Annotated in this window: 19 protein-coding genes; 5 read left to right on the top strand and 14 right to left on the bottom strand. The window is 76.6% G+C overall.

All coding sequences use genetic code 11. The features are described from left to right. Positions 1-12: 12 nt before the first annotated feature. Genes ACIBIW_RS09395 through ACIBIW_RS09405 form a run of 3 tightly spaced genes read right to left on the bottom strand, consistent with a single transcriptional unit; the run spans position 13 to position 3,157 of the window. Complete coding sequence (locus ACIBIW_RS09395) at positions 13-1,416, bottom strand: NAD(P)/FAD-dependent oxidoreductase (protein ID WP_399333730.1); 1,404 nt, start codon at positions 1,414-1,416, stop codon at positions 13-15. Next, positions 1,409-2,602, bottom strand: coding sequence for an MAB_1171c family putative transporter (locus ACIBIW_RS09400; RefSeq protein ID WP_399333732.1), 1,194 nt, complete (start codon positions 2,600-2,602; stop codon positions 1,409-1,411). Before ACIBIW_RS09400 ends, ACIBIW_RS09395 begins: the two co-directional genes overlap by 8 nt. A gap of 3 nt (positions 2,603-2,605) precedes the next feature. Continuing rightward, the gene (locus tag ACIBIW_RS09405) at positions 2,606-3,157 is read right to left on the bottom strand and encodes a hypothetical protein (RefSeq protein ID WP_399333734.1); all 552 of its coding nucleotides are present in this window, start codon (positions 3,155-3,157) and stop codon (positions 2,606-2,608) included. 205 nt (positions 3,158-3,362) lie between these two features. On the opposite strand from ACIBIW_RS09405, the gene ACIBIW_RS09410 reads away from it, so the two are divergent. Beyond that, on the top strand, positions 3,363-4,094 hold the full coding sequence (locus tag ACIBIW_RS09410; RefSeq protein ID WP_399333736.1) for a class I SAM-dependent methyltransferase: 732 nt from the start codon (positions 3,363-3,365) through the stop codon (positions 4,092-4,094). Positions 4,095-4,143: 49 nt separating this feature from the next. Here the strand turns inward: ACIBIW_RS09410 and ACIBIW_RS09415 are convergent, their stop codons facing one another. Together ACIBIW_RS09415 and ACIBIW_RS09420 are read right to left on the bottom strand one after the other, a co-directional pair. Continuing rightward, entirely contained in the window at positions 4,144-5,022 is an 879-nt protein-coding gene (locus tag ACIBIW_RS09415) for a polysaccharide deacetylase family protein (protein ID WP_399333738.1), read from the bottom strand. A 154-nt stretch (positions 5,023-5,176) separates the two neighbouring features. After that, positions 5,177-5,683 (bottom strand): MarR family winged helix-turn-helix transcriptional regulator, encoded by a 507-nt coding sequence (locus ACIBIW_RS09420; RefSeq protein WP_399333740.1) that lies wholly within the window; start codon positions 5,681-5,683, stop codon positions 5,177-5,179. Positions 5,684-5,789: 106 nt separating this feature from the next. On the opposite strand from ACIBIW_RS09420, the gene ACIBIW_RS09425 reads away from it, so the two are divergent. Further along, positions 5,790-7,349 (top strand): FAD-dependent oxidoreductase, encoded by a 1,560-nt coding sequence (locus ACIBIW_RS09425; protein ID WP_399333742.1) that lies wholly within the window; start codon positions 5,790-5,792, stop codon positions 7,347-7,349. Positions 7,350-7,441: 92 nt separating this feature from the next. Here ACIBIW_RS09425 and ACIBIW_RS09430 read toward each other — a convergent pair whose 3' ends face one another. Beyond that, positions 7,442-9,067 carry an adenosine deaminase gene (locus ACIBIW_RS09430; RefSeq protein WP_399333744.1) on the bottom strand — a complete coding sequence of 542 codons (1,626 nt, stop codon included), beginning with the start codon at positions 9,065-9,067 and terminating at the stop codon, positions 7,442-7,444. A gap of 252 nt (positions 9,068-9,319) precedes the next feature. Here ACIBIW_RS09430 and ACIBIW_RS09435 point away from each other — a divergent pair, with 252 nt between their 5' ends. After that, positions 9,320-10,246, top strand: coding sequence for an NADP-dependent oxidoreductase (locus tag ACIBIW_RS09435; protein ID WP_399333746.1), 927 nt, complete (start codon positions 9,320-9,322; stop codon positions 10,244-10,246). After that, the gene (locus ACIBIW_RS09440) at positions 10,243-10,953 is read left to right on the top strand and encodes a GNAT family N-acetyltransferase (RefSeq protein ID WP_399333748.1); all 711 of its coding nucleotides are present in this window, start codon (positions 10,243-10,245) and stop codon (positions 10,951-10,953) included. Before ACIBIW_RS09435 ends, ACIBIW_RS09440 begins: the two co-directional genes overlap by 4 nt. Before the next feature lie 62 nt (positions 10,954-11,015). Here ACIBIW_RS09440 and ACIBIW_RS09445 read toward each other — a convergent pair whose 3' ends face one another. The 3 genes from ACIBIW_RS09445 to ACIBIW_RS09455 form a co-directional block, all read right to left on the bottom strand. Further along, on the bottom strand, positions 11,016-12,119 hold the full coding sequence (locus ACIBIW_RS09445) for a Gfo/Idh/MocA family protein (RefSeq protein WP_399333750.1): 1,104 nt from the start codon (positions 12,117-12,119) through the stop codon (positions 11,016-11,018). A 46-nt stretch (positions 12,120-12,165) separates the two neighbouring features. Beyond that, positions 12,166-12,921 carry a sugar phosphate isomerase/epimerase family protein gene (locus ACIBIW_RS09450; protein WP_399333752.1) on the bottom strand — a complete coding sequence of 252 codons (756 nt, stop codon included), beginning with the start codon at positions 12,919-12,921 and terminating at the stop codon, positions 12,166-12,168. Positions 12,922-13,119: 198 nt separating this feature from the next. Continuing rightward, a complete protein-coding gene (locus ACIBIW_RS09455) occupies positions 13,120-13,710 on the bottom strand; it encodes a hypothetical protein (RefSeq protein WP_399333754.1) in 591 nt (196 codons plus the stop codon). Positions 13,711-14,015: 305 nt separating this feature from the next. Here ACIBIW_RS09455 and ACIBIW_RS09460 point away from each other — a divergent pair, with 305 nt between their 5' ends. Next, positions 14,016-14,738, top strand: a complete 723-nt coding sequence (locus tag ACIBIW_RS09460) for a glycoside hydrolase family 75 protein (RefSeq protein WP_399333756.1) — start codon at positions 14,016-14,018, stop codon at positions 14,736-14,738. A 12-nt stretch (positions 14,739-14,750) separates the two neighbouring features. On the opposite strand, the gene ACIBIW_RS09465 is transcribed toward ACIBIW_RS09460, so the two are convergent. The 5 genes from ACIBIW_RS09465 to ACIBIW_RS09485 form a co-directional block, all read right to left on the bottom strand. Next, a complete protein-coding gene (locus ACIBIW_RS09465; protein WP_399333759.1) occupies positions 14,751-15,194 on the bottom strand; it encodes a PTS-dependent dihydroxyacetone kinase phosphotransferase subunit DhaM in 444 nt (147 codons plus the stop codon). Next, on the bottom strand, positions 15,187-15,810 hold the full coding sequence (gene dhaL / locus ACIBIW_RS09470; protein ID WP_399333761.1) for a dihydroxyacetone kinase subunit DhaL: 624 nt from the start codon (positions 15,808-15,810) through the stop codon (positions 15,187-15,189). The genes ACIBIW_RS09465 and dhaL overlap by 8 nt, the downstream gene beginning before the upstream one ends. Before the next feature lie 73 nt (positions 15,811-15,883). After that, complete coding sequence (gene dhaK, locus ACIBIW_RS09475) at positions 15,884-16,876, bottom strand: dihydroxyacetone kinase subunit DhaK (RefSeq protein ID WP_399333763.1); 993 nt, start codon at positions 16,874-16,876, stop codon at positions 15,884-15,886. 268 nt (positions 16,877-17,144) lie between these two features. Next, entirely contained in the window at positions 17,145-17,546 is a 402-nt protein-coding gene (locus ACIBIW_RS09480) for an ATP-binding protein (RefSeq protein WP_399333765.1), read from the bottom strand. A 90-nt stretch (positions 17,547-17,636) separates the two neighbouring features. Next, positions 17,637-18,992 (bottom strand): diacylglycerol/lipid kinase family protein, encoded by a 1,356-nt coding sequence (locus tag ACIBIW_RS09485; RefSeq protein WP_399333767.1) that lies wholly within the window; start codon positions 18,990-18,992, stop codon positions 17,637-17,639. Positions 18,993-19,431 lie beyond the last annotated feature (439 nt).

Below are 19,431 nucleotides of genomic sequence, written 5' to 3' on the forward strand. Positions count from 1 at the left end.
ACCCGCGGTCTCTCAGCCGTCCTGCGGAGGCGGCTGACCGCCGGGCCGCCCCGTGCCCGCGCGCTCGTGGGGCAGCAGCGGCGGGTCGCCCGCGGGCCGGCCGCGGCGCCCGTGGCGCAGCGCGGCGGCAAGCACCGGCAGGGTGAGGAGCCGGGCGGGCGGCCTGCTCATGCTCATCACGTCGAGCATCGCGAGCGACGCCCCACGGCTGCGGCCGCCCGCGACGACCACCCGGTCGAGATAGGCGCCGAACAGCCGCTCCACGGCCGTCGGCGGCCGCTCGCTCGCCCCCTCGTAGCAACTGTCCTGGGTGACCGCCACGTCCCAGGCGGTGCCGACGGGCCCCGCGGCGGCCCGCTGGACGCGCCGCGCGAGCCCGGGGGCGGCGAGCCCGTCGCGGGCGACGCGCTCACGCAGCGCGACCACGCTCAGCGCCGCCGCCGACATCCCGTGGCCGTACAGCGGGTTGTACGTGGCCACCGCGTCCCCGAGCGCCACGAACCCCTCCGGCCAGTGCGCGCAGCGCTCGTAGTAGCGGCGCAGACTGGCCGTGCTGCGGCTGACGGCGACCCCGGTCAGCGGCTCGGCGCCCGCGATCAGCTCGCCGATGACCGGGTGCCTGAGCGAGCGCGCGAACGCCTCGAACGCGTCCGGGTCGTCGTCCGGCCGCGCACCCCTGGTGCCGGAGAGGGTGACGACCCAGCGGCCGCCCTCCACCGGCAGGATCACCCCGGTCCTGCCAGGACCGCCGGAGCGCGGGTCGGCCTGGACGTTGACCACCGGGAGCGCGCCGGTCGGGGCGCGGAAGACACGGGTCGCGTAGCCCACCCCCGAGTCCACGGTGCGCACCCGCACCGGCGGCAGGCCGAGCGCCGAGAGCCAGACCGGGGCGCGGGTGCCGCGGCCGCTCGCGTCGACGACGAGGTCGGCCCCGAGCACGGACTCGGCGCCGTCGCGCAGCACCCGTACGCCCGTCACCCGCCGGGCGTCGCCGGTCAGGCCGAGCGCGTCGGCCTGCTCCAGGAGCCCGACACGCGCCGTCGCGAGCACCCGGGCGCGGACGGTGGCGTCGAGGAGGTCGCGGCTGGCGACCAGCATGCTGTGCGGATGGTCCCAGCGGGGCAGCCAGGGCCCCTGCGGGCTGAGCGACACCAGGTCGGCGAACATCGGCACGCGCCGCCCGCCCGCCGCGACCAGCGCGTCGGGGAAGCCGGGCAGCACGCTCTCGATCGCGCCGATCCCCCCGGACCACAGCAGGTGCGCGTGCCGTGCCTGCGGCAGCCCCCTGCGGGGCGCGGGCCCCTCGGGGAGGGTGTCGCGCTCGACGACGGTGACGTCCGCGTAGCGGGAGAGCGCGGCCGCGGCCAGCAGTCCCGTGAGGCTGCCGCCGATCACGACGGCGGTGGGTTCACTCATGGTCGGCGGGCACGCTCCGTCCGGCCGCGCGCAGACAGCGCGCCACCACGGCGGGCCTGCGCAGGGCCAGGGACACCGGCTCCACGGCGCGGAAGTCCTCGGACAGTGCCGTGGCGCGGGCGCCGTCGGCGGGCCCTTCGACCCGGTATCTCACCATGGCGTCGAGTATGTCGGCCGCACCGGCGATCCCGCGCGCCTCGGCGTCCGCGTGTCCCGCGCTGCGCGCCTGCGCGCGTACCCGGCCGCGCAACTCCGCGTCGAGACACGGCGCCAGCCGCAGCAGCCCGTCGCTGATCTCCGACTGGCGCCGCAGCAGCCGCAGTTCGTACGGGGACCACCAGCCGACCCGGGCGAGCACCGGTCCCGGCCCGAGCGGGCGCAGCGTCCGCCACAGCGGTCCAAGGGCCCGGTAGGAGCGCCTGGCCCGCCGGCACGCGGCGAGGTGCGGCGCCGCCTGGGGCAGCAGGAAGCCGAGCGCGACCAGGACCGCGCAGCCCGCGGCGAGCGGCGGCGCGAGCACCGTGCTGAGCCAGTCCGCGTCGCGCCCCGCCCAACGCGCAACGACCGCGGTGAACTTGGCGATGTCGTACGCCAGGCCGAGGAGTTGGCCGGCCAGCATGGCGACGAGGCCCGCGCGCAGCCGTCGGCGCACCGTGCCCACCCAGGCGGCGATCAGCCGGATCGCGGCGAGCACCCCGGCGGTGTGCCCGAGCAGGTAGAGCACGATGTGCTCCCTCGCCCATGGGGTGTTCGCGTAGTACGTGTCCAGATCGCGCAGCCGCTCCACGCGCATGTCGGCGAGGCCGAAGGTCACCCACAGGCCCGCGACGACGCACGCGTAGCCGCCCCACACCCGGCGGATCTTCCGCCGCCGCCGCGCCGACGCGCCCTCACGCCAGGTGATGAGCAGGGCGAGACAGGCCGCGTCGAAGCAGGTGAGCACGGTGTAGGTGAGGGGCGCCGCGATGTTGGGGACGCCGAGGAGCCGGTTCTCGAAGGCGAGGGCGCGCGGCGCCGCCACCACGAACACACAGAGGGCGAGCGCGAGCACCCCGGCGACGGCCCGCAGGTCACGGGTGCCAGGGTCGCGCCATGCCCGGACGATGCCGGGCAGCCGCGGCAGCAGCGCCGCGCACAGCGCGAGCGCGGGGACCGCGTAGGCGAGGAACGGCACGTGCGCGGGCACGGGTCACGGCCGGGGGCGCGGTTCGAGTGCCGAGGCGATACGGCCCTCCACGGTGTCCTGGCCGACGGGCTCCCCGGCGCCCTGCTCGCGCAGCCAGGGCCCGAACCTGCCCCTGCACAGCAGTCCGAAGGTCTCCGCCGCGGACTCGGCGCCGCCGTCGGAGACCGCGCGTGCGGCGACCGCCACCACGCCGTCCCAGCCGCCGCCGTCGTCCGTGAACGAGCGCGCGGCGGCCGCCGCGTCCGCGGCCAGGTGCCCGTGGTCGCCCTGCTCAAGGTGCCACAGCTCATGGCCCAGGATGAGGAGTTGGTGCTCGGGCGTGGTCCGCTCCTCGACGATGATGGTGGCGGCGCCGTCGAAGTCGAGATAGAGCCCGGAGGCGCCGAGCCCGTCGGGGAACGGTCTGAAGTACAGGTGCAGCGGCCTGCCCTGGCGCTCGGCCATGGCGTCGCACAGCGCCCGCATCAGCGCCTCGGGCGCCGCCGGACGCTCCAGGCCCCCGGCCGTGCGCGCCGCCAGCTCCGCGAGGAGCCTCCTCATCCTCTTGCCGCTCACCGGTCTCCCTCCGGTCCTGGTACGGGCCGCGCCCGGCCCGCGCGCCCGCCGCGTGCCCGCGCCGTGTGACGCCGCATCACAGTCTCTCGCGGACCGCCCCGCGGCACCCCGTTTGGATTTCCTGGCCGGAAAAGCACCGCGCCCCCGGCGGCCCGCCCTGGCGCCCTCACGACCGGGCCCAGGCGCGCTGGCTATGCTGGCCGCGATGTTCGCACCCCACGGCCCCACCCTGCGCGAGCTGGCGGTCCAGGCGCTGTCCTCCGTCGAGCGCGGCTACGACCTGCTCGCCCCGAAGTTCGACGCCACCCCCTTCCGCACCCCCGCCCCCGTGCTCGACGCCGTCACCGCGCAGCTTCGCCGCCGCGGCCCCTACCGCACCGGGCTCGACCTGTGCTGCGGCACCGGCGCCGGGCTCGGGGTGCTCGACGCCGTGTGCGGGGAGCTGGTCACCGGGGTCGACGTGAGCACCGGCATGCTCCGGCAGGCACGCGCCGCGGCCGCCGCCGCCCGTACGCCCGCGCACCTGGTACGGGGCGACGCGCTGGCGCTGCCGTACCGGCAGGCGTTCGACCTGGTGGTGAGCTTCGGCGCGTTCGGGCACTTCCTGCCGCGCGAGCGGCCCGCGCTGTTCGCCGCGGTGCTGCGGGTGCTCAGGCCCGGCGGCAGCCTCGCCTTCCCGCTGCCCGCCTCGCCACGCCCCGGCACCCCGGCCGATCTGGCGCTGCTCGGCTTCGACACCGCGATGCGGCTGCGCAACGCCCTGTGGCGGCCCCCGTTCGTGATGTACTACCGCACCTTCAGACCGGTGCGGATCCGCCGCGAGCTGGTGCGCGCCGGTTTCGAGGTGGACATCCGGCCGCTCACCGCGCTCGGCACCCGCGCCGACGGCCGCCCCCGCTGCGGCCTGGTCGTCGCCACCCGGCCGGGGCCCCGCTGACCCCCGCGTGGGCCGCCCGCCGCCCCGGGCGGGCCCACGCCGCGCCGCCTCAGACGTGCGGCCGTACGAACGTGTAGCCGCGCTCCAACAGCCGCGGCAGATAGCTGGAGACGGCGTCGACGGTCTGCGAGCGGTCCCCGCCGCCGTCGTGCTGGAGGATGACGGAGCCCGGCTCCACGCCCGACGTCACCGCCGCCTCGATCCGGGAAGTCCCGGGCCGCGCCCAGTCGTTGGTGTCGATGGACCAGCCGAGCGGCTCCATGCCGAGCGCGGCGCACTCGGTGAGCGAGGGCCGGTCCCAGTCGCCGTACGGGGCGCGGCACCAGCGGGGCGGGGCGCCGAGCACCTTCTCGATGACGTCGCTCGTCCTGCCGAGCTGGTCCTTGACCCCGGCCCGCGACAGCTTCGTCAACTGGGGGTGCGTATAGCTGTGGTTGGCGACGACGTGCCCCTCGGCGGCGATGTCGTGCAGCAGCCCGGGGAAGGCCGCGGCGTTCTCCCCGATGACGAAGAAGGTGGCCTGTACGCCGTGCTTGCGCAGGGCCGCGAGCACCTTCGGGGTGTACTCGGGGTGCGGGCCGTCGTCGAAGGTGAGCGCGATGCTGCGGGCCTTGCCCGGGAGGGTGAACTCGGCGTGGGTGCGCACCTCGGGGCGGGCCGCGGGCGCGCCGAGCGAGGAGTCGCCCGCGATCGGCCGCAGCCGGTACACGGCGGGCGGCCTGCCCTGCGCCGCCACCGCGGCGGGCCCCGGGTGCGGGGCGACGGGCGAGGCCGGTGCCCCGGGTGCCGCGGCCGGTGCGGGGGAGCCGGAGGAGCCCGCCGTCACCGCGAGCACGGTGCCGGTGACGGCCGCCGCACCCGCCCCGAGGGTGCCGACCAGGAACCAGCGCCGAGTATTAATCTGATTATCAGAGGAAGTGTCTGGCATGACTCTTCCTTGCCACACCGGCCACCACGGAGCCGGGAGCCGCGCCCCGCGCCACCGCCCGCACCACTCCACCGGCCGACGGCCCCCGCCCCGGCCGGGCCGTGGGCGGCGACCGCGAGACGTCGTCGGCCCCTTCCGCGGCAAGGGAGGAGTGTCAGAGGCCCCCGTGGTGGGCGATGACGGCGCCGGCCAGCAGGGAGAGCTGGGCGCGCTGCGCCTCGGACAGCCCTTCGGTGAGGGCCGTGATCCGCCGCTCCACCTCGATCTCGCCCTCGTGCGCCAGCGCGCGGCCCCGCTCGGTCAGCGACACCTGGAACGCCCGCTTGTCGTGCGGGGCGACCGTGCGCCGCACCAGGTCGCGCCGCTCGGCGCGGTCCACGAGGCCGGTCATGCTGGACTTGTCCAGCTTCAGATGCCGCGCGAGGTCCCGCATCAGGGGGGTGCGGTCGCGCAGGATGCCGATCAGCCGCAGTTGGGCGACCGACAGCTCATGGCCCGCCGCGACCCCGGCCATGACCTCCTGCACCAGGAACGACAGTTGGACGAGCCCGTCCACGATGCCCAGGTCCGAGGCGGGCGCGTCCCCGGCGTCCGGCGGTGTGCTGTGCGGGGGCGTGGTGGTCGCGGGGGTGCGGGCCGCGGTGGGGGCGTCGTCGGGCATGGCGCCGATCCTATCTTGACGTTGGTATGTGTCACCAACTAATTTGGTTTGTGTCACGTACTAATCGGGTGGCGGTCGCGGACCGCCCGCCAACGGAGGAATCACGATGTCCACAGCCGTCCCGGCCCCCGCCCCTTCCCCCGCCCCGCCCGGCGCCCGCCCGGGCCCGGCAGAACCCGACGTGCTCGTCTGCGGCGCCGGGGCGGCCGGGCTGACCCTGGCGCTCGACCTGGCACGCCGCCAAGTCCCGTTCCTGCTGATCGACAAGGCCCCGCACCCGTTCGTCGGCTCCCGGGGCAAGGGCATCCAGCCGCGCAGCCAGGAGGTCTTCGAGGACCTCGGCCTGATCGACAGGCTGGTCGCCTCCGGCGGAACCTACCCCGTCCAGCGCGTGCACACCGCCGAGGGCCACACCGACGCCGTGGACGAGGCCGCCGCGGCGGCCGCGGTGCCCACCCCCGCCGAGCCCCTGCGCGGCGCGCTGCTCGTCCCGCAGTTCCTCACCGAACGGCGGCTCGCGGAGCGGCTGGCCGAGTTCGGCCACACCGTCCACCGCGGCCACGAACTCACCGGCTTCACCCAGGACGCCGACGGCGTGACGGCCACCGTCGCCACCCCGGACGGCGAACGCACCGTACGCGCCCGCTACCTGGTCGGCGCCGACGGCGGATCGAGCCTCGTCCGCAAGAGCCTCGGCATCGGCTTCCCCGGCAAGACCCTCCCGATGCGCGCGATCGTCGCCGACGTCCACGTCGACGGGGTCTCCGCCGACGCCTGGCACCGCTGGGGCACACGCACCGAGCGGCAGATCGCGCTCTGCCCGCTGCGCGGCACCGACCTGTTCCAACTCCAGGGCCCGATACCGCTCGAAGGCGACACCGACCTGTCCGCCGACGGGCTCACCGCGCTGCTGCGCGAGCGCACGGGCGCCGACAACATCGTCGTACGCGACGTGACCTGGGCCTCCGCCTACGGCATGAACGCCCGCCTCGCCGACAGCTACCGCTCGGGCCGGCTGTTCCTCGCCGGAGACTCCGCCCACTGCCACCCCCCGACCGGCGGCCAGGGCCTCAACACCGGTATCCAGGACGCCTACAACCTGGGCTGGAAGCTCGCCGCCGCCCTCGACGGCGCCCCCGACACCCTCCTCGCCAGCTACGAGCAGGAGCGCCGCCCCATCGCCGCCGCCGTGCTCGGCATGTCCGAGCGGCTCCTCGAAGCGGCCCGCAACCAGGACTTCAGGCGCGGCCGCGAGACCAGCCAACTCGACCTCGGCTACCCCGGCTCCCCGCTGTCGCTGCCCTGCCCCGGGCGCGACGGCGGCGTCCTGCCGGGCGACCGCGCCCCCGACGCCCCGCTCACCGGCGCCGCGGGCCTGCCCGTCCGGCTCTTCCACCTGTTCCGCGGCCCCCACTGGACCCTCCTCGGCCACGGCACCGGCCTCGCAGAAGCCCCCGCGCCCCGCCGCGGCCTGCACGTCCACACCATCGGAGCCCGCGGCGAACTGCGCGACACCGAGGGCCACTTCCGCGACGCCTACGGGCTTGCCGCGGGGGAGTGGGTCCTCGTACGCCCCGACGGCTATGTGGCGGCCGTGCTGCCCACCGCGGAACTCGCCGCCGCCGACGCCTACCTCGACTCCGTCGCGGTCCGCCGCCCCGCCTGAACCCCGTCCGACGCGGCCCCGCCGCCCGGCACGCCCGGCCCCGCCGCCCGGCACGCCCGGGCCCGCCGACCGTACGGCGGGCCCGGGCCCCGTCACACCCCGCCGTGCAGGACCGACGTCTCGAAGCGGCCGAACGCGGACTCCTGCCGCCATTCGAGCGCCGCCTTCGGGCTGTGCGCCAGGAAGTCGGCGCACCGCGCGCCGGGCGAGCGCGCGCCGGGGCGGCTGTCCGCGCACTGCGGCACCGTCTCGTAGCGGCCCGGCGCCCGCCACAGGTCGCCGCCCGGCAGGAACGCGTACGCGAGCGACGCCCGCGCCAGGTCCTTCAGGTCCCGGTAGCCGAGCCCGTAGGTGCGCGCCGCACGCGCGTACTCGTCGCCGATCGTGATCCGCGCGACCCCCTGGTCGTCCGTCGCCAGCACCACCGGCACCCCGTACCTGCGGTACAGCGGGAACGGATGGTCCTGCCCGCGCACCTGGAGGATCTGGTCGTTGCTGGTGAGCGGCGTCTCCACCGCCACGTGCCGGCGCGCCATCAGCCGCAGCAGCGCGGCCGAGCCGTCCTCGCCCGCGATGTCCACCCCGTGCCCGACACGCTCCGTGCGCGCCGTGCGCACCGCGTCCGCGACATGGAAGCGCAGATCCTCCGGCTTCACCAGGCCCGGCACCAACTCCCCGGCGTGCAACGACACATGGGCACGCGGGAACCGGGTCCGCAGATACCCCACCATCCGCATCTGCAGGTGGTAGTCCCGCAGCGCCACCTCACCGTCCTCCGGCTGTACGAGGTTGATGCCCACGTACCGCGGATCGCGCTCGGCCAGCGCCATCCCCAGCGCGATCTGCGTGAACACCCGCTCCGGCGCCCCGCCCCTGCTCACCTGCGCAATGAACCGGTAGGGCACCGAGCACGCGGGCCGCGGCCGCGCCGTGTCGCAGCGGGCCACCTCGCGGAACTGCGCCACCCCCGCGTCCGCCTCCCGGCGCGCGTCGGCCACCACATCGTCCAGGGCGCCGTCCGCGCGCAGCGACGCCAGCATCCGCGGCATGTCCGCGTCCCAGCCCACCTTCGCCGCCAACGCCTTGGCCCCGCCCGACGCCGGGGTCGTCATCAACTCCTGGTAGAGCTGGTGCTGGTCGGCGGCGCGGTCCAGCACGTCGGCGAGCAGCTCGCCGGTGTGCCGCCACGTCACCTCGCCGAACTTCTCGAAGGTGGCGAAGAAGTGGTCGTGGCCCGACTCGGCGCCCGGCGTGAAGCCCTCCATCGACCACGCCCTGATCACCCGCTCCCGCAGCGCGGGATCGGTGCGCATGTCGGTGGCGGGCCGGGTGCCGGCGCCGCACGGCGGCTCCACCGTCACCATGTCGGAGGTGCGCAGGCACAGCCCGTCGCGGACCGCGAGATCGGCGAGCAGTTCGGTGGAGGCGGCGCCGGACAGATGGCTGTGCAGCTCGCCGCCCTTCGGCATGGCGCGGACGAACGCGTCGAGCCCGCCGGGCAGTTCACGAAGGGAGCGGAACCGGGACTCGACCCGGCGCTCGGCGGCGGTGGGAGCCGCGGCCGCCGCGGCCGCCGCCACCGGCGCGTGCCCGTCGGCGGGCCGTGGGGCCGCACCTGCCGGGGCGGTGACGAGCGAGGTGAGGGCCGCGGCGCAGGCGAGCGCGGCGGCGAGTGGCGCGCGTGGGCGGCGCCGACGTACACGGGGAGCAGAGTGCATGCGGGCATCCTGCTGGGGCGCCGTCCCCCGCCGCCCCACCGACAGGCGGTGACCGGGCGATCACCACCCGCACAGGGCACTGCCCGAACGCCCGCGCGGAATCGGCCCGCCCCGTGCCCGCGCCCCGTCTCGTATCACGGAACGCGATGGCCACCGGGAACATCCGCCGGGCTACGGTCCTTGCACCTGCTGTCGCCGTCGGCCCGCGCCGCGCGGCGGCAGCCGACGCAGTGAACGAGAGCGAGAGGGCACATGGCCAAGGCGTATGTGTACACCCGGCACGGCGGCCCGGAGACCCAGAGCTTCGTCGACCGCGAGGTCGCCGAGCCGGGCCGGGGCGAGCTGCTGGTCGCGGTGCGCGCGGCGGGCGTCAACCCCGTCGACCACAAACTCAGGGGCGGCTACACCCGCCCGGGCGGCACCCCCGCCGCGCTGCCCGCGGTCCTCGGCAGCGAGGCGGCGGGCACCGTGGAGCGCGTCGGCCCGGGCGTCGAGGGCTTCGCGCCGGGCGACGCCGTCTTCGGCACCACCCTCGACGGCGCCTTCACCGAGCTGACCCTCATGCCGACCGCCGTCACCGCGCACAAGCCCGAGGGGCTGTCCTTCGCGGTCGCCGCCACCCTCCCCGTCGCCGCGGCCACCGCCTACGACGCCGTGCACCAGCTCGCCCTGCCGCCCGGCGCCACGCTCCTCGTCACCGGGGCGGGCGGCGGTGTCGGCGTCGCCGCCGTGCAGCTCGCCACCGCCCTCGGGCTGCGCGTCATCGGCACCGCGAGCCGCGCCAAGGCGGACTTCGTGCGCTCCCTCGGCGACGGCGTCGTCCACATCCCCTCCGACGCCGACCTGCCCGCCGCCGTCGCGGCCGCCGCGCCCGGCGGGGTGGACGGGGTGCTCGACCTCGTCGGCGGCGACGTCCTCGCCACCGCCGCCGCCCTCCTCGACGACCGCGCCAAGCTGCTGACCGCGGCCGACAAGCAGAGCGTCACCCGCTACGGAGGACAGCCCGTCGTACGGGCGCGGAACGCCGCCGTGCTCGACGCGGTCGGCGCGCTCGCCGCCGACGGCACCCTCGACCCGCACATCACCGAGGTCCTCCCGCTGGAACAGGCGGGCGAGGCACTGCGCCTCGTCGAGGAGGGCCACGCACGCGGCAAGGTCGTCATCGAGGTGAGCAGGTGACCCACCCCCTCGACGACCCGGTGCTCGCCGCGCTGACGGGACCGCACGCCCACCTCGCCGAGCGCGCCGGACGGCTGCTGCGCTACCCCGTCGACGCCGCCCCCTGGCTCGCCTTCACGGACGGCCCCACCGACGCCGACTGGGCCGCTCTGGCCGCCCTCGCCGGCCCCGGCGCCGAGGTGTCCATGCCGCTGACCACCGCCGTGCCGCCCGCCGACTGGGAGTACACCCTCAGCCTGCCGGGCGTCCAGCTCGTCGACACCGACGTCGCCGCGGACGCCGCCGTCGACCCGGAGGCGGTCCGCCTCACCCCCGCCGACGTGCCCGACATGCTGGACCTGGTGGCCCGCACCAAGCCGGGCCCCTTCCTGCCGCGCACCATAGAACTGGGCACCTACCTCGCCATCCGCCGCGGGGGACGGCTCGTCGCGATGGCGGGGGAGCGGATGCACCCGCCGGGCTGGGTCGAGATCAGCGCCGTCTGCACCGCACCCGAGGCACGCGGCCAGGGCCTCGCCGGCAGGCTGATCACCACCCTGACGGCGCTGGCCCGGGCGCGCGACGAACGGGCCTTCCTGCACGCCGCCGCCGAGAACACCGGCGCCATACGGCTCTACGAGAACCTCGGCTTCCGGCACCGCGCCGATGTGCGCTTCCGCGTCGCCCGGGTCCCCAAGCGGTCCGCCGAGGTCCCCGTGGCGACCTGAGCCACCCGCCGCCCCGCCGCCCACGACACGGCGGCGGGGCCGCGCACCCACGGACCGGCGCCTCAGGCCAGCGTCGCCGCCGTCGGGTCCCAGTCCTCGGGCAGCGGCACCGGGGCCACCGGGGCGCCCGCCGGCTCCGTGAACTCCGCGCGCGCCGCCGACTCGTCGACCGCCGCCATCGTCCGCAGCACATGCAGCGCCAGTCCGCCCGAGGCGCGGTGCGGATGCCCGTCCCTGATCGCCCGCGCCATGTCGAGCACCCCCAGGCCCCGCCCGTCCGTGCGGCCCGTCACCGGCAGGTCGAGCCAGTCGTCCGAGCCGTTGGGCCGCACCCGCAGCGGGCCCTGGAACGTGTTGGGGTCGGGCACCGCGAGGGTGCCCTCGGTGCCCGTCACCTCGAACATGATCCGCCGTACCGACGAGTCGAAGCTGAACGTCGACGCCGCGCGTACCCCGGAGGCGAACTCAAGCAGCGCGTTCACATGCGTCGGCACCAGCACAGGAAACGGCGTGCCCGCCTTCGGGCCCGAGCCCACCACCCGTTCGAGACGCGCCCTCGTCGCCGTCGCCGCCACCCGCGACACCCCGCCGAACAGGGCGGTGAGCGCCGTCAGATAGTAGGGGCCGATGTCGAACAGCGGCCCCGCGCCCTGCTCGTAGAGGAACGCGGGATCGGGGTGCCACGCCTCGGGGCCGAGGCTGCGCATCGACGTCGTCGCCGCCACCGGGGTGCCGATGCTGCCCGCGCGCACCGCGCGCAGCGCCGACTGGAGGCCCGCGCCGAGGAACGTGTCCGGCGCGTTGCCCACCAGCAGGCCGCGCTCCGACGCCTCCGACAGCAGCTTCTCCGCCTCGCCAGGCGTCAGCGTGATCGGCTTCTCGCCGTACACATGCCTGCCCGCGTGCAGCGCCGCGGCCGCCACCTGCCCGTGCGCCGCGGGCACCGTCAGATTGACCACCAGCTCCACCTCGGGCACCGCGAGCGCCGTCGCCAGGTCCCCGGCCACCGGCACCCCGTGCGCCCGCGCCGCCGTCTCGGCCCGTACCGGGTCGAGGTCGGCCACCGCCAGCAGCCGGATGTCGGGAAAGGTGGAGAGCACGCTCAGATACTGCTGGCTGATGACCCCGGCGCCGACCACCGCGACCCCGACAGGACCCCTCGTCATACGCCCTCCCCGGCGTCCGCGCCCACGACACGCGGGCCGCCGCCGCTCACGCCGCGGCCCCCGCGCCCACCAGGTACTCCCGGCTCGCGCCCAGCTCCGCGAACACATCGCCCGCGCACGCGTCGAACTCCACGATCCGCCAGGCGTCCGCGGGCGCCGCCGCCAGCACGTCGGGCACCCGCATCACCCCGGAGCCCACCGCCACGTTCGGCTCCTCACGCACCCCGGGCCCGTCCTTCACATGCAGCGCGCGCACCCGCTCCCCGAGCCCGGCGAGCAGCGTCGGCACGTCGGCGCCGCCCACCGCCGCCCAGTACGTGTCCACTTCGAGGAACACCGCGGGCTCCAGCAGGTCCGCCAGCACTTCGAGGGCGTGCCGGCCCCCGAGCAGCGGCTCGACCTCCCACCAGTGGTTGTGGTAGCCGAGCCGCAGGCCGTGCGCCGCGGCGCGCTCCGCGAGGCCGTTCAGCAACTCGGCTGCGCGGGCGACGCCCTCGCGCGTGGTGAAGTCCTCAGGGGGAATCCCGGCGGGCACGATCGCGTCCGGCGCGCCTGCCTCCGCCACCGCGTCGAGCACCCGGTCCACATCCTCCCCGGGCGTCACGAGCGCCTTCACATGCGCCCCCGACACCGCGAGGCCCAACTCGCCGAGGCGGGCCCGCAGCAGCGCCGGGCGGTCCAGGACGTCGTACGGCTCGACCGCCCCGTATCCGAGCCCTGCGATCCTCGCCAGCGTCGCGTCCCGGTCCGCCGCCAGCTCCGCGCGCACCGAGTACAACTGGACACCGAGCGGTCGTGGCATACGGGGGCCTCCCTGAATCCACCGCCCGGGACCCGGGCGCTCCGACCTGTTGTGCCTGCCCGCCGTGGCGGCGGGTCATGCGCGGGCCCGGCAGCGTGGCCGACACCGGCCGCGCCGTCGCCGCCAGGAGCGCACCCGGGCGGCGACGGCGTACGGCAAGGAGCGAGGAGGCGGCGGGGCGCCCCCGGTCCGGGCGGGTCAGTGGCGGCGCTGGGTGCGGCGGCGCACGAGCCAGGTGCCGCCGCCGGTGGCCGCCACCACCAGCGTGGCGCCGATCGCCGCCGTCACGGGCCCGTGGTCACGGGAGCCGCCGCCGAGACCGCCGCGCACGGCGAGCGCGGTGGCGGACGGCACCTCGGTGGGCGCGGGCGAGACCGTACGGGACGGCAGGGGCGCCGACGTACGCGTCGGGGTGGGGGAGGCGGGGCGCGCGGTGGCGCCCGTGACGGTCGCGGTGCCGGTGCCCGCCGTGGTGCCGTCGGCGCACATCACGATCACCGTGTAGCTGCCGGGGCTGACGTTCCGCCACAGCGCCCTGCGCAGCCCGCCCTCCCGCGCCAGGGTCGCCTGGCGGCCCTGGGAGAAGACCGCCTGGCCGTCGGCGAGGAGGGCGGCCTCGCCGCCGTCGCGGCACGCCTCGGTGGTGGCGCGCACCGTGTCGCCCGTGGCCGCGACGGAGACGTCGGGCCCCTGGGCGTGCGCGGCGGGGGCCAGGGCGAGCGGCAGCGCGGCGGCCACGGCCGCCACGCAGATCAGTCCTGGCCCCGTGGCTATCCGGGAAGTACGCATGGTTGCCTCCGGCGCCGCGGCGGCGGGCCTTCGGATCGGCCACCGGGGTCGGCTGGGTCCGAGGCGCCTCCCCACGAGCGAACGCGCGCTCGGGCCACGGCGCATGCGGTCCTGGCCCGTGCAGGTGACCGGGTCACCCGGCCGCGCCGGCCCCGCTCGCTTCCGCCCGCCGCGCGCCCCGCACCCGGCGCGGCGCGCCGCGCCGGGTGCGGGGCGCTGCGCCGTATGGGGCGCCCCGCGGTGCCGTGGCCGTCGAGGGGGCATGGATAGGGCGCCCGACGCGGTCCCTTCGTGAGGAGCCCTGCATGCACGCGCGCCCCGTGGTGTTCCTGGCCGCCCTCGCCGCCGTCGCGCTGGCCCCCGGCGCGCTCCGCCTCGACCGGCAGGAGCCGCACGCCCCCGTGGTGGCGGCGCCGGGGCCGCCACCGGCCCGTGCGGGGGTGAGCGCCGCGGAACTCCTCGCCGCGACCGCGGACTGCGACCAGATCTCCGACGGCCGCTACCCGCGCGACGAGGGCGGCCCCGAGGACGTCCCGGTGTGCGGCACACCGCGGGCCGTCCACTGGGAGGCCGACCTCGACATCGACTGCGACGGCGAGCCGGGCGCCCACTGCAACGCCGACACCGACCCGCTGTTCGCCGCCGCCACCGCCGTGGAGCGCTCCGGCGGCGGCTACCTCAGCGCAGAACGCACTCCCTACGTCGTCGTGCCGGGCCCCGGCGGGCGCTGGGACCCGGCGGCGTCCGGCGTGCGCGGCGGTGAGGTCGCGGCCCTGGTCCACCACGGCCGTATCGTCTACGCGGTGGTCGGCGACACAGGACCCGCCGACGTCATCGGCGAAGCCTCGTACGCCGCCGCGCGGGCCCTCGGCATCACCGCGGACCCCGCGGGGGGCGGCGCCGCCGACGGGGTGACCTACGTCGTCTTCAGGAACACCAGGGTGGCCGTGCCCGAGGACCCCGCGGCGGCCGCCGCCCAGGGCCGCGGGCTCGCCCGGGACCTGGTGCGCGCCCACACCCGCCGCTGAGCCGCCCACGGCTCACGCCTTCCGGTAGTCGTACGCCTCCCTTGCCGCGGCCTCCACGGCGTCGAGCCCGGCCCCCGTGGACGCGGTGACCACGGCTGCCACCGCGCCCTCCAGGAGCGGCGCGTCCACGAGGCGGGTCTCCTGCGGCAGCTCGTCGCCCTCCGCGAGCAGCGCCTTCACGGTGAGCACGGCGCTGCCGAGGTCGGCCAGGACCGCCACCCCCGCACCCCCGTCCACCCGTGCCGCCGCCGCCGAGACCAGCTCGGAGCTGGTGCCGAACCCGCCGCCCTCGGTGCCGCCCGCCGCCGCCACCCGCACGCCCCCGCCGCCCGCGAGCGCGACCGCGAGGTCGGCCACCGACGCGGCCACGGCGGCGCTGTGCGACACCACCACGATGCCGACAAGGCCCGCGCCGTCCCCCGCTCCGCGGTCCTCGTGCCCTGGTTGCTCACTCATCGCCGCCCCCGCTCTCCTCGGCCGCGGTCTGCGCCAGCGCCTCGAACAGCAGCGCCGCCGAGGTGGCGCCGGGGTCCTGGTGCCCGATGCTGCGCTCGCCCAGATAGCTGGCCCTGCCCTTGCGGGCGAGCAGCGGCGTGGTGCCCACCGCGCCCTCCTCCGCGGCCCGCGCCGCCGCCGCGAACGAGGTGTCGAGGCCGTCGAGCGCGGGACCCAGCGCGTCGAGCATGGTCTTGTCGCCGGGCGAGGCGCCGCCGAGCTTGGCCACCGCGTCCACGCCCGCGCGCAGCGCCCGCGCGAGCCCGGCCCTGTCCACCTCGGGGACCTCGCCCAGGTCCTTGCCGGTGCGCCGCAGCAGCGTCCCGTACAGCGGGCCAGAGGCGCCGCCGACGCTGGAGATCAGCCGGCGGCCCGCGAGCGCGAGCACCGCGCCCGGGGTACCGGGGGCGTCGTCCGCCTCCAGGGCGACGCGGACGGCCGCGAAGCCCCGGTTCATGTTGGTGCCGTGGTCGGCGTCCCCGATGGCTGAGTCGAGCGCCGTCAGCCGCTCCGCCTCCCGCTCCACGAGCGCGGCGGCCGCGGTCAGCCAGCGGCGGAAGAAGTCTGCTCGAAGCAAGGGATCTCCTCGGTGTTCGGTTCCTGCCCGGGCGGGCGCACGGCGCGCCCGCCGCGGGGGTGCGGAGTCGGTCTCACATGCCCCAGCGCAGCCCCGGGGTGCTGACCGGGGCGTCCCACAGCCGCAGCAGCTCCTCGTCCACCTGGCAGAGCGTCACCGAGGCGCCCGCCATGTCGAGGGAGGTCACGTAGTTGCCCACCAGGGTGCGGGCCACCGCGACGTTCCGCTCGGCGAGGACCCGCTGGACCTCGGCGTTGAACCCGTACAGCTCCAGCAGCGGGGTGCCGCCCATGCCGTTGACCAGGGCGAGCACCGGGTTCCTCGGGTTCAGGTCGTCAAGCAGCGCGTCCACCGCGAAGTCGGCGATCTCCCGGGACGTCATCATGGCCCGCCGCTCACGGCCGGGCTCTCCGTGGATGCCGATGCCCAGCTCCAGCTCGCCGGGCGGCAGGTCGAAGGTGGGGCTGCCCTTGGCGGGCGTGGTGACGGCGCTCAGCGCCACCCCGAAGCTGCGGGAGTTCTCGTTCACCCGCCGGGCGATCTCCGCCACGTCCTCAAGCGGGCGGCCCTCCTCCGCGGCGGCGCCCGCCAGCTTCTCCACGAACAGCGTGGCGCCGGTGCCGCGCCGCCCCGCCGTGTACAGGCTGTCGGTGACCGCCACGTCGTCGTTCACCAGGACCTTGGCGACCTGCACCCCCTCGTCCTCGGCCAACTCCGCCGCCATGTCGAAGTTGAGGACGTCGCCCGTGTAGTTCTTCACGATGAACAGCACGCCCCTGCCGCTGTCCACCGCCGCGGCGGCACGCACCATCTGGTCGGGCACGGGAGAGGTGAACACCTCGCCGGGACAGGCGGCCGACAGCATTCCGGGGCCCACGAAGCCGCCGTGCAGCGGCTCGTGCCCGCTGCCGCCGCCGGAGACCAGCGCGACCCTGCCCTCGACCGGCGCGTCCCTGCGCACGACCACCCTGTTGTCCACGTCCACGGTCAGCTCGGGGTGGGCCGCCGCCATGCCGCGCAGCGCGTCCGCGACGACCGTCTCCGCGACATTGATCAGCATCTTCATGTGTGTCTCCCGTCGACAATGACTGCTCACACCTGACCAGGATCTTCCAGGACACGCGCAGGGTATGCCCGGGGATCGGGCGCGGTCGCGGCGGGCCGCCGGGGCTCGCGCCCCGCACGGACCAGTATCGGTCCAGCCGCCTTGCGGGGCACGGCGAAGGCGGGTAGCGGTACGGACGGCCGGGTGGCCGACGGGGTGCCGGGGCCGCCGCGGGGGCGACGGGGCGGCGCCGGGTGCGCGGCGGTCACGGCGGCCGCGCACCCGGCGCTCAGTAGGCCAGGCTCACCTGGATCGCCTTGCCGCCGTCCGCCAGCGGGCTGATGGTGATCTTCTCGGCGAGGCGGCAGACCAGCGGCCAGCCGTGTCCCCCCGGCAGCAGCCCGCCCGGCGCCGCGGTGGCCACCGGCACGTCCCCGCTGCGGTCCCCGACACTCACGACGACCCGGCCCGCGCGCGCCACGATCTCGAACAGGGTGACACCGCCGCCGTGCCGTATGGCGTTGGTGACCAGTTCCGACACCACCAGCAGGCAGTCGCCCACCACCCGGGCGTCCAGGCCCCGCAGTCGCTCCCGGGCCAGATCGCGGGCCAGGGCGACGTGCCCCGGCCAGGTCGGTGACCCTTGCCCGTCGGGCTCGTCGCCCGTCGTCACCGTCGTCACAGCGATCACCCCCATTTCCTGACTGCTCCGCCGTTGCGTCTGCCCGCCCCCGTGCGGTCCATGCGGGTCCCGGACCGGCCGGGGGCCGGTGGGCCCGCCTCAGTACAGCCAGCCGTCGGGGTCGGCGGGGCGGTACACGGTGACCGCGCGGGGCAGCTTGTCCAGCATCAGGTGCCGGTCACCGGCCTCGGCGACCTCGCCGTCGTACGAGAAGCGCGGGTCGCCTTCCAGTACCTCGATCCGCAGCCGCCGCACCTGCGCGGTGGTGAGCACCCGGGAGCCGTGCAGGGTGCCGGTGAGGACGGCGAGCAGCAGCCGGGTCCTGGCGAAGGCGCTGCCGCCGTCCACGGCCCGCACGTCGAGCAGCCCGTCGTCGAGGCGGGTGCGGTACGCGGGCGCGAACCCCGCGGGATGGTAGACCCCGTTGCCCGCGAACAGCAGCCACAGCCGCTTCGGGGTGCCGTTGACGGCCACCGTGACCGGGCTGCCGGTGGCCAGCACCCGGGCGAGCCCCACCGCGAGCGCGGGCCACTTGCCGATGCGCGGTTCGAGGCGCTCGCGCACGTGCACCAGGTCCGAGTAGACACCGAGGCTGAAGGTGTTCAGGAACAACTGCCCAGGACCCTCCCGCGGCTCCGCGCGGCCCGCGTCCGACACCACCGCCTCGCCCCGGCACACGGCCTGCGCCACGTCGGCCGGGGTCGCGTTGCCGAGGTCGGAGGCGAAGTGGTTGAAGGTACCGCCGGGGAACACCGCGAGCGGCACGCCGTGCCGCACGGCGGCTCCCGTGGCGGCGTTCACGGTGCCGTCGCCGCCGAACACCCCCAGCGCGCCCGCGTCCCCCGCCGCGTCCCGCGCGGCGTCCTCAAGCACCCGCGACGGGTCGTCGTCGGGGGCGAGCACGGTGACCCGGGCGCGGGGCAGCAGCCGCCGCAGCTCGGCCGCGGCGCCCTCGCCGTCGCGGGTGGGGCCGGACGACGGGTTGACCACGAGCCGCAGCCCCGCCCCCTCCGGCAGTGCGGGCGCGGGCCGCCGCGGTGGCGCCGCCGCGGCGGCGGCCTTCGGGCGCAGCGGCCACCAGCGGCAGGTCAGCAGTGCCGTGCCGACACCGATCAGGGCGCCCGCCACGAGGTCGCCGCGGTGCCGCTCCCCGGCCCTGACCCGGTACCCGGCGACCGCCCCGGCCACCGGCGCCACCAGCAGCCCGTAGCGCGGCGCCTCCAGCATGGCGCCCGCGGTGAGCGCGGCGGCCGCCGCGGTGTCGGCAGCGGCCCCCGGCGGGCGTCCAGGGCGCGCGGCGCCGCGCACCAGGGCGCGGGCGGCGCCGAACGCGAGCACCAGCGACCCGGTTCCGCGCAGCGCGGCCCTGCGCACGGTCCGCCCGTCGGGCGGCCAGGGGGCGGCGGCCCGCGGCCCCGGCTCCTCTTCCCGCTTCCCCTCCCGGTTACGGTGCAACGCTCACTCCTCGGTTCCGGGGCAGGCCGTGCGCCGCCCCTGGGCCCGGCTCTTCTACCCGGGCCCGTGGCAGGTACCCCCGGCCCGCCGCACGGCGGGGCGCCGGAACGGGGCATGCGGCAGGGGCCCGCGCCCCCGCCGCACGTGTGCCGCGCCCCGACGCCGCCCACGCGGGAGGGCGCCGGGGCCGTACGGCCCTGGTAGTGCTTGGTCATGTGCGATCTGCGATGGCGGGTCTTCTTGATCGGCCGTGTCGTTGACTGGATGTGCTGAGCGAGGAGTTGGCTGCTGTCCGGTGTGATCTGGAGGACTTCGCGGCGGAGATGTTCGAGTCGTTCGCGCGGGCGGATCAACGCCGGTGGGGCGGGGTCTATCGGCGGGGGCTGCTGCCGGACGGCACCCGGACGTGCAGAGCTACTGTCCGCGCTCCCGCGAACCG

The organism is Streptomyces sp. NPDC050560, assembly GCF_044457285.1.
Classification (GTDB): Bacteria; Actinomycetota; Actinomycetes; order Streptomycetales; family Streptomycetaceae; genus Streptomyces.